The organism is Erythrobacter sp. HA7-11 (genome assembly GCF_055693605.1).
Genome location: NZ_JBVFUF010000002.1, coordinates 1,000,327 through 1,014,849, shown reverse-complemented (window position 1 = coordinate 1,014,849; position 14,523 = coordinate 1,000,327). Strand labels below are relative to the sequence as shown.

The window sequence follows — 14,523 nt, the reverse complement described above, 5'->3', positions numbered from 1 at the left end:
TCGCGAGCGCTTGCGCGGCGAATGGCTTACCTCCACTATCGCGGCATGAGCGCTGAACCGCAACATCCTGATTACCGGCCAGATACGCCGATCGATGACTTGGCTCCCTGGCTTGGCTCGCCTGTCGATCCAGCCGACTTTCCGCAAACGCGGCTTCGTTTTCGCAATGACCGTGCAGCTACCGAAGTCGGCCTAGCGCACTTAACCGATGAACACTGGGTAGAGCATTTCGGGCGATTTGAACCCTTGCCTGGCAATCTATCGCAGCCCCTCGCGCTCAAATATCATGGGCATCAGTTTCGCAACTACAATCCCGACATTGGCGATGGACGGGGATTTCTTGCCGCACAGCTTAGAGGGGGCGATGACCGGCTGCTCGATCTCGGCACAAAGGGCTCCGGCCAAACGCCTTACAGTAGAAGCGGAGATGGGAGGCTGACGCTGAAAGGCGCGGTAAGGGAAATCCTTGCCACCGAAATGCTCGAAGCGCTCGGCGTCAACACCTCCAGGACATTCTCGGTGATCGAGACCGGTGAACAGCTGTGGCGCGATGATGAGCCTTCGCCTGCCCGCTCAGCGGTGATGGTTCGGCTGTCGCATTCGCACATCCGGATCGGCACGTTCCAGCGCCTGCTTGCACACGAAGAACGTGATCAAATGACGGCCCTGATCGACTATTGCCTCAAGCAGTTTCCCGGCTCCTTGCCCCCGGAGGATGCTCCGGGCCGCGATGAGCCAGCTGTCATTCTAATGCATCAAGTGGTTGAGCGGATGGCCGATCTCGCAGCGAGCTATATGGTCGCAGGGTTTGTGCACGGCGTGCTCAACACCGACAACATGAATGTAACGGGGGAGAGCTTTGATTACGGTCCGTGGCGCTGGCTCCCGCAATGGGATCCTAGCTTTACCGCTGCCTATTTCGATCATGGCGGGCTTTACGCGTTCGGTACCGCCAACCCGAAGCACTGCATTGGAATTGCGGGCAGTTCGCTGTTGCCTTGCGTTTGGTGTGCGAAGCTGAACCACTCATCGCAGCCCTCAACCGATACGGTGATCTATACATGGCCGCTGTCGCGCGACGATGGTGTTGGCGACTGGGGCTTCATTCGCGCGATCTGGAGACCGACACGGCGCTTGTCGCGGCCTGCGAAAAAGAGATGCGCGAGAGCAAAGCGCAGCCCGATGAGTTCTTTTTCAAGCATCGCGGCGGGAAGCATGCCTCGGGCGACCTCGCGGAAGCGCTGGCGGACTACCAGCCGATCGGCGACAACCACGATTATTGGAACGGCGAAACGCCCGAATCCATGTTGATCCAAGAGGTCGAAACCATTTGGTCAGCGATTGACAGCGATGATGATTGGTCACCGCTCACACAAAAAATCACCCGGATCAGGCGCATGGCCGAAGCGCACGGAAACCCGCCGCCGCCCGCAAGTCATGGGGAAACACAAGCGCTGCGGAAACCCTCCAAGGCAGGTATCGCGTAATTCCACCTTACGGGTTCAGTGCGTTCAATTGTCGTAATCATGTGAGGCGCACTAGCTTTTGCGCAACAGCTAAACTAGTTGACTGTTCGTCGGCGATTGGGAGGACGCTCGCCGGGCATAACACAACAGCGCGCGGCCAACGCGCCAGCACAGGTAAGTTATCGTAGGTGACTGAAAAAACACTAATCTCTTATGCGCCCGCCACGGGAGAAGAAATTTGGCGCAGCGAAGCGAGCGATGTCGCAGCCGCAGTAAGCCGGGCGCGCCGCGCTTGGCCTGAATGGGCAGGAACCCCGCTTGCCAATCGAATTGAGTTCTTGCGCCGCTTCGTAAATCAGGTCCGCGCACAGCATGAAGAATTCGCCAAACTGATCGCAACCGAAACTGGCAAACCCTTGTGGGAAGCCCGCACGGAAGTTGATGCCGTAATGGGCAAGGTCGAAATTTCGGTCAATGCCTATGGCGAGCGCACTGGTCGTAAGAGGCTGGACAGCGCATTGCAGGGAACATCTGCGGTGCGCCACAAGCCCCACGGCGTAATGGCTGTTCTGGGTCCCTACAATTTCCCCGCACATCTCCCCAATGGACACATCGTTCCAGCGCTGATCGCTGGTAATGTGATCCTGTTCAAACCGTCAGAAAAAACGCCGGCAGTTGGCGAAATGCTGGTCGAATGCTTGCATGCGGTACGGTATCCCGAAAGATGTCATCCAGCTAGTTTACGGCGGCGCCGAAGAGGGGAAGGAATTGGTCGCGCACGGCGGTGTGGACGGTGTCTTGTTTACAGGTTCTGTCCAGGCCGGAATTGCTATTAACCGCCGCTTGGCTTCCAATCCTGGCAAGATCGTTGCGCTCGAAATGGGCGGCAATAACCCGCTGGTTGTGACCGATACGCCTATCGTGAGCGATACCGCATCTCTCATTGTCCAAAGCGCATTCACCACGGCTGGTCAGCGTTGCACCGCCGCGCGCAGGTTGATCGTGAAAGAAAGCATGTATGAGCCGTTGATGGAGGCTCTGCTCAAACTCACGCGCAAGCTCATAGTTGATGAGCCCTTCGCTGACCCGCAACCGTTCATGGGATCGGTAATCGACAATGAAGCCGCAGACAAACTTGAGCAAAGTTTTCTCGCACTCGTAACCGAGGGCGGCAAGCCATTGGCTCATTTGCGTAGGAGTGATCCTGAAAAGCCGTTTTTAACGCCCGGGATCATCGACACGACCGAAGTAGCAGATCGCCCGGATGTCGAGCTGTTCGGACCGATCCTCCAAGTCATCAGAGTGCCCGATCTGGACCTTGCGATAGCCGAAGCAAACAACACGCGTTTCGGATTGTCCGCTTCGTTGATCGGCGGATCTCCCGAAGACTTTGGCCGTTTCTGGGCCAACGTGCGTGCAGGTATTATCAACTGGAACCGACCCACCAATGGCGCTTCATCATCGCAGCCGTTCGGCGGCATTGGCCTTTCCGGAAATCACCGGTAGCGGCAGCCTACTACGCCGCAGATTACTGCGCCTATCCGGTTGCCAGCACTGAGATGGAACAGCCACGAGCTAATATTGGCATCGGTCTCAAAGACTAAGCCAAGGCGCCCCACGAGTCACTTTTTCCGCCAAGACACCAAATCCACTTGGCGCATCGCATTCGGGCTCTCACGTATGATTGTGACCTGCGAGCTTCCATCAGATTTGACGATCACCATTGACTGGGGCGATTCATAGATTGCCGGTTTAAGGCCGGATCTCACGGCCCAATTGAAATGGTATTCCATTGCAGTGTCGACTGTCGCGGGTGTCAGATATCGCACGACACGTATCGAGCACGTATCGCTCTCAACGCCGGCTGCCGCTCGAACATATCCGCGAGGCAAAATCGGCACTGAGCGGTCGAGGCGCGTCGCCCAACCAAAGTCGGCTTTCAAATGTTGCGTGCATTCAGATGGACCATCGAACGCCATGACAAGGTCTCGCGCAGATGTGGAAGCAGATAGTTCTGGCGCTGATTTCGCGTCGCTCGGCTCAGGCAACTCGGCTATGGCGCCATCTTCTAACAGCTCTAAACGGGCATCATCGCGCGCAAGCCGCGCCAATTCAGCATTGCCAGCCAGAACGGGCAACGGTTGACCAGCACCATAGGTCAATGCAGCAGCCGCCTCATTGCGATAGGCGAGATCCGGATCCACCATCAATGGATCATGTAGCGCCCGTGCAATAATAGGATCACGTGTTTGGTCACCCAGTTTCGTCGCCGCATCATCCGCGCAGGCGGACAGAGCAGAAGCTCCACCGATCGCAATGACCAATCGGGAAAAGGGACGCATTAGCCGCATACTCCCCCATTGACCGATCTTGGTTAATTTTCACCTAGTCGACCACTTGGAGACGCTAGAAAACGAGAAATGAAAACGCCCCCAGGCCATGCGGCCTGAGAGCGCTTTCCGCGGCTGGTGGGAGCCGCGCTTGGGCCATTGGTGGGAATGGGCCCTAAGACAATAATCTGGGCGAAAAAGCGGGAACCACTCACTTTGTGCCCCCGAGCAGCACCCCGCTTTCTCTTCTGTCTTCATAGCGGAATTTCTCTGAATTCGGTGCAACAATGCGTGCAGGGTTGTAAACATATGTAACCCCGCGACGTACGAAAATGACCCGGGTCTGCCCCCTTGCACGGCTTGTGCAAAGCGATCATCGTCTCTACCAGTTCGGCCATGGAAACACCCCAGTTCGAACGCACGCCATCAGGCCTGCCCGCAGCGTTCGGAGCCTATCTGATTTGGGGATTTTTACCGCTTTATCTGATACTTGTAAAAAGTGTTCCGGCGTTCGAATTTGTCGGTTGGCGGATCATCTGGACGCTCCCGTTCTGCCTTTTGATAGTTGCCCTGCGCAGACAGTTTCCTGCCCTAAAAGATGCAATTTTGTCGCTACGCATGCTCGGCTTGCTCACGGTCAGTGCGGCGCTGATCGCCGCAAACTGGTTCATCTATGTTTGGGCGATCATGGAGAATCAGGTCTACGCAGCGAGCCTTGGCTATTACCTCAACCCATTGCTCAACGTACTTCTCGGCACGCTCTTTCTGGGCGAGCGCCTAAGTCGTTGGCAATGGTTAGCAGTTGCGATCGCCAGCGCGGCGGTCGCGCTGCTCCTTGGAGGCGCGCTAACCACCCTTTGGATCAGCATCAGCCTCGCATTCAGCTTCGGGCTGTATGGGTTGGTGCGAAAACAAGTTCCTGTGGGCTCTTTGCCCGGATTGACGATCGAGTCTGCAATTCTATTGGCACCGGCAAGTCTGATCGTCTGGTGGTATGCGCAAACGCCTGCGGGATCAGCGTTTGTAAACGACGCTTGGCTGAGCCTATTGATCGTTGCCGGAGGCGTTCTGACGGCCGTCCCGCTACTGCTGTTCGCAATCGCCGCGAAGCGCATGCCCTATTCAACCTTGGGCTTTATCCAGTTCCTTGCCCCGACCATTGTCTTCATCCTTGGCCTTACGGTTTTTGAGCAAGAATTGCGGCCAGTGCAGCTGGCCAGCTTCTTGCTTATCTGGACAGCCCTAGCAATCTTCGTCGGCGACTTGTGGGTGCGTACGAGGCGCAGCGCCTCGCCAGCCGTTTAGTCCACCAGCCGCCAGCCAAGAGTCTCGCCAGCATGCCATGGCACGATTTCTTCGTTCGCCATCGCGATTGAGGCCGGAACCTGTGTTTCACCACGCTCAAGCGTGATGGTCGCTTCATTGACTGGCAGCTTGTAAAAGCGCGGTCCGTTGAACGAGGCGAAGGCTTCAAAGTGCTCGAGCGCATCTTCCTCGTCGAAGACCTTGAGGTAGCTCTCAAGGGCATTCGGCGCGTTGAAAATGCCCGCGCAGCCGCACGAGCTTTCTTTCGCGCTGCGCAGATGCGGCGCGCTATCAGTGCCGAGGAAGAATTTCGGCGACCCTGAGGTGGCAGCTTTGCGCAGGGCCAACCGATGCGCTTCTCGTTTCGCGACGGGCAAGCAATAATTATGCGGCTTTATGCCGCCGACAAGCATAGCATTGCGGTTGATGTGCAGATGCTGGGGCGTGATTGTTGCGGCGACGTTTTCGCCGGAAGCCTTCACAAAATCCGCCGCGTCAGACGTGGTGATATGCTCAAAAACGACGCGCAACGCCGGAAAGTCGCGCACGATTGTCCGCAGATGTCGTTCGATAAATTCAGCCTCGCGGTCGAATACATCGATATCGGCTTCGGTCACCTCACCGTGGACGCACAATACGATGTCTGCGCGCTCCATCGCTTCGAGGACCGGGTAGATCGTCGCAACATCGCTCACGCCGTGCGCTGAATTGGTCGTCGCATTGGCCGGGTAGAGCTTGGCTGCGGTGAATACGCCCTCTCTTGCGCCGCGCACCAGATCATCCGGATCGGTCGTGTCCGTGAGGTAGCACGTCATAAGCGGCGTGAAGCTGGCGCCGTCTGGCACGAGCCGCCATGATCCGTTCGCGATAGGCCGCCGCGCTTGCCGTGTCGGTCACGGGCGGCGACAAGTTGGGCATCACGATCGCGCGCGCGAATTGCCGGGCCGTGTAAGGAACAACTTCGCGCATGATCTCTTCGTCGCGAAAATGCAGGTGCCAATCGTCTGGTCGGCGGATGGTCAAAGTGTCGGTCATCGACAGAAGCCCTAGAGCCGAGCGAACGCGTTTTCCACCCCAGACTGGTCACTCTCAATCGCCTCGCCTAGAGGGTCACGTCATGACGACGATTGCATTTATGGCTTGCGCGACCACTTTACCGGGCGCTGGTGAACGGCGAGGCGATGCCTACGAACACGACCTTATGGTAGCGGCGATTGAACCTGCCTTGGCCCAGCGCGGGATCGCGATGCAAGTGATCGATTGGGAGGCTGATGTGTCGGCCTTCGATGGCATCCGCCTCGCAATGCTCGGATCTGCATGGAACTATCAGGACAATCATGCAGCCTATCTCGCGAAGCTCGATGCGCTTGAAACGAGCGGGGTGCAGCTGTGCAATTCGGCAGAGATTGTCCGCTGGAATTCGGTGAAAACCTACTTGCGTGAGCTCGAATCAGCTGGCGCAGCAACGATCTCGACCATCTGGCTCGATGATGTGAGAACCGATGACGTCAAAGCGGCAACGGATGAGTTCGGCTGCGACAAGCTTGTGGTCAAACGTCAGGTCGGCGCGGGCGCGGAAGGGCAAGTCATGTTCTCGCAGAACGAACTCCCTGCCGCCGATTGGCGCTATGGCCATGCCGCGATGCTCCAACCCTTTCTCCCTTCGATCCAAAGCGAGGGTGAATTCTCTTTCCTCTTTGTCGATGGCGAATTCAGCCATTCGCTGTGTAAGCGTGCGGCGAGCGGCGAATACCGCATTCAATCGCTTTACGGCGGAACTGAGGTGGAGTTGGCCCCTGGCGCTTCCGATCTCGCTCAGGCCGAAGCGGTCATTGCCGCCCTGCCGTTTGATGCGCCGCTATACGCTCGGATCGACATGGTGCGCGGCGAAGATGGCGCGCTGTTGCTTATGGAAGCCGAGATGGTGGAACCCTATCTCTATCCCGAGCAAGGGCCGGAACTTGGCCCGCGCATCGCGTCCGCCATTGCAAAGAGACTAGAGAAACAATGACCGCCACTCTTCTGAAGAATCGTGCGATCCTGCGCCTTTCGCCGCTCGACAATACCGAGAATGTCGGTGAGTTCTTGCAAGGACTTGTGACAAATGACGTGAGCGGCGAATTGCCAGTCTACGCCGCACTGCTCTCCGCGCAGGGCAAGGCGATGTTCGACTTTTTCGTCTGGCGCGACGGCGAGGCTCTGCTGCTCGATTGCGAGGCAGATGCGGCGGATGAGTTGGCCAAGCGGCTTTCGCTGTATCGCCTGCGGCGCAAGATCGAGATTGCGCGTGATGAAAGCCTCGCGGTGCACTGGGGCGCCACAGATGGTGACGGCGCTTCAGTCGATCCAAGGCTTCCAGAGCTGGGCTGGCGATGGATTGCCCCGGTACGATGATACACCGTCGGCAGATGCAGAATATTTGGCGCACCGGCTCTCACTCGGCGTGCCTGAAGGACGCGCTGAATTCGGCGATCTCTTGTGGCTCGAAACGAACGCCGTCGAGCTTAATGGGGTGAGCTTCGAAAAAGGCTGCTACATCGGTCAGGAAAACACCGCGCGCATGAATTGGCGGCAAAAGGTCAACCGTCGCGTGGTCATCGTTCCGCTTGAAAGATCGGACGAAAAGCGCCGCAAGATCGCCTATCCCGACCACGGAGTCGCGGTCGATCACTTGCGAGTTGCAGACCTTGATCCTTCGGCCCTGCCGGAGTGGCAGCGAGCCGCACTCACCGCATAATCGCTACTGATATTCGGCGAGCGAAGCCTCGAGCATCTTCTGAGCGCGAACCCGCGCCGCATCGCGCGGAAGCCCAAGCGATTTCGCGAGAGCAGCGCCGATCAAGGCATCGCCCAGCGCCATAAGCACGAGGCTCAACGTTTCGCGGTGAACGCGTTGTTCGTCTCCGTCATGACACGCCTCCTCCGGCGCAATCTCATCAACCAGATCGTGGATCGTCTCGATAATCGGATGCAACGCATCTTCATTGCCGGTGAGCAGCATCCAGCTGGTCAGCGCACCAGCACCTTCCTTGTCGAAGGCATCAAAAGCGAGATCAACCACTTCGCGCGCAGATCCTAGCCCAGCGCGGCTTGCCCGGACGGCCTCGATGATCGTCTCACAAACCGTACGCGCGAGGTGCTCTGCCAGCGCTTTTTGAAGGCCCGATGCCGAACCGAAGTGATGCAGCAAGTTCGCGTGTGTGCGGCCAATTCGGCCCGCAACCGCCTTTAGCGTGACAGATTGCGGACCTGTCTCAATCAGTAGAGCGCGCGCAGCTTCTAGAGCGGAACTGCGTGATTCCTCCGGAGAAAGACGTTTGCGACCTGTCATACTTGCGATGCCCCTCGCGTTAGAGCTTTTGGCCCCTTGCTTACCGATCAAAATAGATGGCGGTGCCCTGCCCGGCAAGTCCCGGTATTGAACTAGTACGAACAAACTGGTTTACCTAGATCGTTCAAAGCCGATCACGCAGCGGCTTTCACTCCGGCTAGCTCGCTCTCCAAACCAAGCGCAAACTCTGCCACCGGCGCCTTTCCGCCGCGCCCGCACGAATGCCTCTCGACCACACGACCGGTCGAAGAAAAGCCGAGCTTACGCAGCACCTCGCCAGAGGCAGGATTGTCGAGAAAATGCGATGCTTTCAATTGCTTGTGACCGAGTGCAGCGGCGACTTCAATGACCGCTCGTCCCGCTTCAGTGGCAAAGCCTTGACCCCAAAATGGACGAGCGATCCAATATCCCAATTCGACCTCTTGGCCGCCCTTGTCATCATCCATTGCATCGATCCCGATGCAGCCGATTACAGTTGCATCGCGAGCGCGCGTGATGAGGAAACGCGGATAGAGCGGGTCGCCAGAGGATTGTGTGAATTTTCGCGCATCTGCTTCGCTATACGGCCAGGGAGCACGCGCGAGATTTCGCACAACGCCTTCGTCGGCAATGCCGGTGAATACGCCGCGCCAATCCTCTGGCCAGATCGGTCTCAACAACAGTCTTTCGCTGCGATGGAACATCGTATCTCTCCTCAACGCCCCGCTCTGTTCACGTAGGAACTGTGCGTGACACTTGCATTGCAGCGGACAACAAATCCGCGACAACACGGTCCATATTCGAGGGAGAAACGAGAAGAGGGAGATGGCTCCCCCGATTTTGGGGTGGCCCTTCTCCCTCTACGCTGCCGATTATGTCATCGGCTGGGACCGCCCCGTGGGACGATCCTGTTATTGAACCGTCCGGCTATTCAGCTGCTTCCGCAATCATGTCCACCGACACGTATTTGCGGTACGAGCTTGCCTTTGTGGAATCGCACCACGCCTTGCTCAGTCGCAAAGAGAGTGTGGTCCTTGCCCATGCCGACATTGGTGCCTGGATAGAATTTGGTACCGCGCTGACGCACGATAATGTTGCCGCCGATCACATTCTGACCGCCGAACTTTTTCACACCAAGGCGCCGACCCTCTGAGTCGCGACCGTTGCGTGACGAACCACCTGCTTTTTTATGTGCCATGGTTTCTAATCCTTACTTCTTGTCAGCTGCTTTTTTGGCCGGAGCCTTTTTAGCAGGAGCTTTCTTCGCTGCTGGCTTCTTCGCCGCAGCAGCCTTTGGCGCTGCCTTCTTGGCTGGTGCCTTTTTAGCTGGAGCCGCCTTCGATTCGGTGTCCGCCTTCTTGGCAGTATCCGCTTTCTTGGCCGGAGCCTTCTTCGCGCCAGTGCCCACATCGGTGATGCGCAGCAGGGTCATCTGCTGACGATGACCAGCCTTGCGGCGATAATTGTGGCGGCGACGCTTCTTGAAAACGACGACCTTCTCGCTCTTGGCCTGCGCGATGATCTCTGCCGAAACCGTCACTTTGGACGCGTCAGCGATCTTCTCGCCTTCACCAGCCAAAAGAACATCACCCAAAGTCACCGTATCACCCGCTTCGCCAGCGAGTTTCTCAACGGCAATCTTGTCTCCAGCGGCAACCCGATATTGCTTACCGCCCGTGCGCACTACTGCGAACATGACTATCTACTCTCGATCTAAAGCTTTGCCTTGCTCCATGCGAGATCTCGCAAAAACAAGACGCAAAACACCGCGCCGCAAACATTGCAGCGCTGGGAAGACGCACGCCGTTAAGGGAAAGGCGCTTGCAAGTCAACGCTTGTCCAAGGTGAAATCGGGAATCTTTCGACTTTTTGGCCGCGAGGCCGATCGCGCTTTGCCAGCTCTGTTGAACATGATAGTTGCAGGCGAATTATGCGCCGGCCCACATCCTCCATCTTGCTATGTTCCGCCATGCTATTGGTGGGCTGCGTCGGCAGTGGCGACAAATACCCCTCGCTCGCTGTGCGCGATGCAGAGCGCGTCACCGGCGCCTTCAATCCAGCTCCCACTGAGGCGGAGCCGATAAAAATCGATCCGGCCCTGCTCGCCGGACTTCCTGCGATAGAGGCGCGCGCGCAGCGTTCTTACGACGCATTCCTCGCGGCTGTCCCGCGCGTCGAGGCTGCGGTGCAGGCTGCGCGCGTACCGATCGCAGACAAGCAATCAATGGGCCGCGGCTCAGGTGTCTTTGTCTGACCTCGATGCGCAGCGCAGCCAGACTGCGATCGCGCTTGCCGATGTCGATCAAATATACGCAGAAGCTTCCAGCGACCTCGCGATAGCACCCGAAATTGCTGAGCTAAGAGCGAGAATCGCGACGCAAATCAGCTCAGAGGATCAAATTCTGGCCGAGCTTCGACGGATGATTCGCTGATGAGCCTCGCCTGCGTATCCTGTCCTGTTCGCGATAGCGCCGCCTGCTCGGTTCTGACCGAGGAGGAACGCGAAGCCTTGGCCGCTGCGGGACGCACTCGCACGCTCAAGCGAAGCGAGATGCTATTCGCTGCGGGAGATGAAGACGCGGCTTGCGCGACCCTGGTCACCGGCGCGCTCAAAGTCTCCGCGGTAGATGCCGAGGGCAATGAAAACATCCTCGCACTGGTCCACCCATCAGGATTTATTGGGGAATTGTTCGCGCCATTCGCCCACCACGATGTCATCGCGCTGACAGAAAGCACTCTGTGCACCTTCGCAAAGGTCGATATTGAGCGAGCGGTCGATGAATATCCGGCGCTCGCAAAGGCGCTGCTACGGCGGTCCCAGGAGGATTTGCACGCGACTCGCGGCCTGCTCGAACTCACCGCTCATGCGAGCGCAGAAGCTCGGATTGCGTCATTGCTTTATGACTTCGCTCAGGCGGCTAGCCAATCGCCGTGCCACCCGTACCGATCAATTCGACCTTCCGCTTACTCGCGGCGAACTCGCCAACATGCTGGGGCTCACGATTGAGACTGTCAGCCGGAAACTGGGTGAGTTGGAAGAAGTTGGCGCTATCAAACGCACAGGCAAGCGCGGGATCGAACTCGTCGACCCCGCGCACCTGCAGGCCCTCTCCGCAAGGAAGGTTTACTAGACCAAAGCGGCTATGGTCACCACCGCAAGGCCCCAGAGCACGATGAGCACCGGCAGGATAAGCATCTGAATAGCGACGTCCCGTGGAGCGAGGCGGTCGGTATTTGTCATGATGCCACGTTGTGTGAATTCCCCCATGGTGAGCGGGCGAGATTCGGTGTTCGCTTTCAAGCGTGTCCAGATTGCGGGAACACCAAAACCAGCAACGATAAAGGCAGCGAAAATCACCATCGGGATGACCAGTCCCGGTGAAGTGAAGCCGACATACATCGTCGCGAGGAACGCGAAGTAGCAGCCGACTGTCACGCCATACAGCGCCTTTGGCAGTTCGAAGGTGCGGTCGACCTCGAAGCTCGTTTTGACAGCTGGCTCAATTGCAGGAGCGGTAACGATCCGCGCCTTGCCAACTTCGATTTGCTCTTTGATATGTTTGCTCATGGGTAGTCTCCTTCCGTCCGTGAGGAGAGAGTTACCCTGCTAAGCATGCGCGCACCTTGATTCAGATCAAACTGGCGAAATTCTTTCGAACATTACTGCCAGCGCGCTAGATCGGCATAGTCTTCGCTGCGCGGTTCAATCCAGCGCCACTGGCCTGAACGCTTCTCTCGTTTCCAGAACCATGCGGCACTTTTCAGATGATCCATGCAGAAATCGACGGCGTCGATCGCGCCGCGCCTGTGCTTGGCGGCCGCCGAGACGCACACAATGGGTTCGCCGGGTCGCATCGCGCCGATGCGGTGCACCATCAGCAGGCCCATCAGACCAAAGCGCTCAATTGCCGTGTCTGCTAGGTCCTCCATGCCGGGCAACGTGATTGGCTCGTAATGCGAAAGCTCCAATGCCTCGACACCTTCGTCGCTGCGGACCTCTCCGACAAAGGTGCAAACCCCGCCCAGACCTGGGTGCGCCATGGTAAAAGGGCCGATCAATGTGCCAGGAATGAAGAGCTGGTCGAGGAGCCGGACGTCCCTCATTGGAGGTCAGCCGCCGGAAACAGGCGGAAGCAGCGCTACTTCATCGCCGTCTTGTGCGGTGAGAGCAGTCTTGTCCGCCAGCACCTTACCCGCGCAGGCAACGTTAACTCGGGCTTCGTTCAGTTGTTCAGCGACGTCGGGACCGACGGCTTGCAGCAGCCCTGCCCAATCGAGTGGAGCGTCGACCTCGCGCTCCTCCTCGCCTGCGAGATCGCGCAACGGACCGAGGAAGAGGATACGCACCGCCATCCTAGCCCCCCGTCATCGACATATGGCGCGCAAGCGCTGGCTCTGCGCCGCGCTCGTCGATTCTGAATGCATGCCGCTCTGGCTTGATCATCATCGCCTCGTCCAAAGCACACTGGAAATTCTCAGCAGAGTCATCCGACCGCAAAGCAGCGCGTAGATCGACCCGCTCGCCGCCGCCAAGACAAGGATAGAGCTGGCCCGTGGCAGTCACACGCAGCCGATTGCAACCCGCGCAAAAATTGTTGGTCAGCGGAGTGATAAATCCGAGCCGTCCGCCCGTTTCTACCACATCGACATAGCGCGCCGGACCGCCCGTATTCGCGTCGCTGTCTGTAAGCGTCCAGCGCTGCTCAAGAGACGCACGAACATCAGTCAGCGGCAAATAATGATCGACGCGATCCTCTTCGACCTCGCCCAATGGCATAACCTCGATTAGCGTGACATCGAGCCCTTCGCTATGCGCCCACGCGATCAGGCTTGGCAGCTCCGCTTCATTGATGCCTTTGAGTGCAACCGCGTTGAGTTTCACTTTCAGGCCAGCTTCTTTGGCAGCAGCAATTCCATCGAGGACCTGAGGCAATGCATCGCGCCGGGTCAGTTCGGCAAACTTCGCACGGTCCAGAGTGTCGAGCGAGATATTGACCCGCCGCACGCCCGACTTCGCAAGCGCATCGGCATGTTTGGCCAGCTGCGTCCCGTTGGTTGTCAGGGTGAGTTCCTCAAGCCCGTCACCCAGCCGTCCGCCTAGCGCCTTGAACAGGTCGACAATGTCTCGCCGTACCAGCGGCTCGCCGCCTGTGATGCGAAGCTTAGTGACGCCCCTGTCGATGAAGCCGAAGGCCAAATCGCGCAGTTCCTCTAGCGAGAGCACTTCGCGGCGCGGCAGAAATTTCATCTGCTCCGGCATACAGTATGAGCAGCGCAGATCGCACCGATCCGTGACCGACAGGCGCAAGTAGGTAATGCTGCGCTGAAACGAGTTCATCAGCGGTTTGGAGAGCTGGGGGACCAGCACATCGGGTGCGCGAGGAGAGGCAGCAAGCTCACTCATGCGCGGCACAATAGTGGCCTGTGACGCCGGTTGCACCAGCCAAATAGTCAACCAGTGCCTCTGTTTCTTCAACGCCGCCGGAACCGACGACATTCACGCGTTGCGGAGTAAACTCCCGCGCCAGATCCCTCGCAAGCGACCGACGCCAATCGTCGTGGCTCGTATCGGCAGCCGGCAAGAGTATCGCCAACGCCGTCACATCAGGATTAGCAAGCGCATCGCACGCTGCGCTCAGATGGTGTTCGAAAAACGCGACGCTCGCAGCCAGCGGACTTTCAGGGAGTTCTGAGACTTGCTGGACCCACTGGCTCATGCGCTCTTGCTCTCCCACACGCTGCGCTCGCGGTGAAGCGTGATGCCGATCTTCTCATTCGCCTCGGCAATAGCGAGCTTGATGATCTTGACCGTCACCGCCTGCACCCGCGCATCCTGTACAAACAAGGTCTCGCAGATGTGATCGCCCACCGCTTCGATCAGTTTGAAATGCACGCCCTTGGGCAGGCCCTCGGACGCCGCAAATTTGAGGTCCATATAGTTCTTGCTGGCATCCAGCGGCGTGTCCGCATCATAGTGATCGGCCACGTCATAGCGCGCCTGCACGGTGATGCGCAGCGGCTGAGGCTTGCCGGTTTCCTCCGAATAGATGCCGGTGAGGACATCCACTTCGAGGTCGGCTACTTCAAGGATCAGCGAATCGTTCATTGTCTG

Annotated in this window: 15 protein-coding genes and 5 pseudogenes; 8 read left to right on the top strand and 12 right to left on the bottom strand. The window is 58.1% G+C overall.

Going from position 1 to position 14,523, the window contains the following annotated elements; genetic code table 11:
- Positions 1-45 precede the first annotated feature (45 nt).
- Together ACZ1GU_RS05280 and astD are read left to right on the top strand one after the other, a co-directional pair.
- Positions 46-1,487, top strand: a pseudogene (locus tag ACZ1GU_RS05280) (protein adenylyltransferase SelO).
- A gap of 167 nt (positions 1,488-1,654) precedes the next feature.
- Positions 1,655-3,070, top strand: a pseudogene (astD, locus tag ACZ1GU_RS05275) (succinylglutamate-semialdehyde dehydrogenase).
- An 18-nt stretch (positions 3,071-3,088) separates the two neighbouring features.
- Here the strand turns inward: astD and ACZ1GU_RS05270 are convergent.
- Positions 3,089-3,808, bottom strand: coding sequence for a hypothetical protein (locus ACZ1GU_RS05270; RefSeq protein ID WP_472647034.1), 720 nt, complete (start codon positions 3,806-3,808; stop codon positions 3,089-3,091).
- A 384-nt stretch (positions 3,809-4,192) separates the two neighbouring features.
- Between ACZ1GU_RS05270 and rarD the strand changes: the two genes are divergently transcribed.
- Positions 4,193-5,101, top strand: a complete 909-nt coding sequence (rarD, locus tag ACZ1GU_RS05265; protein ID WP_472647033.1) for an EamA family transporter RarD — start codon at positions 4,193-4,195, stop codon at positions 5,099-5,101.
- Here the strand turns inward: rarD and pyrC are convergent.
- A pseudogene (pyrC, locus tag ACZ1GU_RS05260) lies at positions 5,098-6,136 on the bottom strand (dihydroorotase). The gene rarD and the pseudogene pyrC sit on opposite strands and share 4 nt — an antisense overlap.
- 82 nt (positions 6,137-6,218) lie before the next feature.
- Between pyrC and ACZ1GU_RS05255 the strand changes: the two are divergent.
- Both ACZ1GU_RS05255 and ygfZ read left to right on the top strand, forming a co-directional pair.
- The gene (locus ACZ1GU_RS05255) at positions 6,219-7,112 is read left to right on the top strand and encodes an ATP-grasp domain-containing protein (protein ID WP_472647032.1); all 894 of its coding nucleotides are present in this window, start codon (positions 6,219-6,221) and stop codon (positions 7,110-7,112) included.
- A pseudogene (gene ygfZ, locus ACZ1GU_RS05250) lies at positions 7,109-7,838 on the top strand (CAF17-like 4Fe-4S cluster assembly/insertion protein YgfZ). Before ACZ1GU_RS05255 ends, ygfZ begins: the two are co-directional and overlap by 4 nt.
- Before the next feature lie 3 nt (positions 7,839-7,841).
- Here ygfZ and ACZ1GU_RS05245 read toward each other — a convergent pair.
- The 4 genes and pseudogenes from ACZ1GU_RS05245 to rplU all read right to left on the bottom strand — a co-directional run bounded on the left by ACZ1GU_RS05245 (position 7,842) and on the right by rplU (position 10,107).
- Positions 7,842-8,432 carry a TetR/AcrR family transcriptional regulator gene (locus tag ACZ1GU_RS05245; RefSeq protein ID WP_472647031.1) on the bottom strand — a complete coding sequence of 197 codons (591 nt, stop codon included), beginning with the start codon at positions 8,430-8,432 and terminating at the stop codon, positions 7,842-7,844.
- A 134-nt stretch (positions 8,433-8,566) separates the two neighbouring features.
- Positions 8,567-9,115: a GNAT family N-acetyltransferase gene (locus ACZ1GU_RS05240; RefSeq protein ID WP_472647030.1), complete on the bottom strand. Its 549-nt coding sequence runs from the start codon at positions 9,113-9,115 to the stop codon at positions 8,567-8,569.
- Between the two features lie 223 nt (positions 9,116-9,338).
- Positions 9,339-9,609: pseudogene (gene rpmA, locus ACZ1GU_RS05235) on the bottom strand (50S ribosomal protein L27).
- Between the two features lie 12 nt (positions 9,610-9,621).
- On the bottom strand, positions 9,622-10,107 hold the full coding sequence (gene rplU / locus ACZ1GU_RS05230) for a 50S ribosomal protein L21 (protein WP_472647029.1): 486 nt from the start codon (positions 10,105-10,107) through the stop codon (positions 9,622-9,624).
- 234 nt (positions 10,108-10,341) lie between these two features.
- Between rplU and ACZ1GU_RS05225 the strand changes: the two genes are divergently transcribed.
- From ACZ1GU_RS05225 to ACZ1GU_RS05215, 3 genes are all read left to right on the top strand, one after another.
- Positions 10,342-10,665 (top strand): hypothetical protein, encoded by a 324-nt coding sequence (locus tag ACZ1GU_RS05225; RefSeq protein ID WP_472647028.1) that lies wholly within the window; start codon positions 10,342-10,344, stop codon positions 10,663-10,665.
- A gap of 177 nt (positions 10,666-10,842) precedes the next feature.
- Positions 10,843-11,418, top strand: a complete 576-nt coding sequence (locus ACZ1GU_RS05220) for a Crp/Fnr family transcriptional regulator (protein ID WP_472647027.1) — start codon at positions 10,843-10,845, stop codon at positions 11,416-11,418.
- Positions 11,312-11,542, top strand: coding sequence for a helix-turn-helix domain-containing protein (locus ACZ1GU_RS05215; protein WP_472647026.1), 231 nt, complete (start codon positions 11,312-11,314; stop codon positions 11,540-11,542). The genes ACZ1GU_RS05220 and ACZ1GU_RS05215 overlap by 107 nt, the downstream gene beginning before the upstream one ends.
- On the opposite strand, the gene ACZ1GU_RS05210 is transcribed toward ACZ1GU_RS05215, so the two are convergent.
- The 6 genes from ACZ1GU_RS05210 to ACZ1GU_RS05185 all read right to left on the bottom strand — a co-directional run bounded on the left by ACZ1GU_RS05210 (position 11,539) and on the right by ACZ1GU_RS05185 (position 14,517).
- Positions 11,539-11,979, bottom strand: a complete 441-nt coding sequence (locus ACZ1GU_RS05210; protein WP_472647025.1) for a hypothetical protein — start codon at positions 11,977-11,979, stop codon at positions 11,539-11,541. The genes ACZ1GU_RS05215 and ACZ1GU_RS05210 overlap by 4 nt on opposite strands.
- A 92-nt stretch (positions 11,980-12,071) precedes the next feature.
- Positions 12,072-12,515, bottom strand: a complete 444-nt coding sequence (locus ACZ1GU_RS05205) for a molybdenum cofactor biosynthesis protein MoaE (RefSeq protein WP_472647024.1) — start codon at positions 12,513-12,515, stop codon at positions 12,072-12,074.
- A 6-nt stretch (positions 12,516-12,521) separates the two neighbouring features.
- Positions 12,522-12,764: a MoaD/ThiS family protein gene (locus ACZ1GU_RS05200; protein ID WP_472647023.1), complete on the bottom strand. Its 243-nt coding sequence runs from the start codon at positions 12,762-12,764 to the stop codon at positions 12,522-12,524.
- A gap of 1 nt (position 12,765) precedes the next feature.
- A complete protein-coding gene (gene moaA / locus ACZ1GU_RS05195; protein WP_472647022.1) occupies positions 12,766-13,815 on the bottom strand; it encodes a GTP 3',8-cyclase MoaA in 1,050 nt (349 codons plus the stop codon).
- On the bottom strand, positions 13,808-14,128 hold the full coding sequence (locus tag ACZ1GU_RS05190) for a Rossmann fold domain-containing protein (RefSeq protein WP_472647021.1): 321 nt from the start codon (positions 14,126-14,128) through the stop codon (positions 13,808-13,810). Before ACZ1GU_RS05190 ends, moaA begins: the two co-directional genes overlap by 8 nt.
- The gene (locus ACZ1GU_RS05185) at positions 14,125-14,517 is read right to left on the bottom strand and encodes a dihydroneopterin aldolase (protein ID WP_472647020.1); all 393 of its coding nucleotides are present in this window, start codon (positions 14,515-14,517) and stop codon (positions 14,125-14,127) included. Before ACZ1GU_RS05185 ends, ACZ1GU_RS05190 begins: the two co-directional genes overlap by 4 nt.
- Between the last annotated feature and the right edge of the window lie 6 nt (positions 14,518-14,523).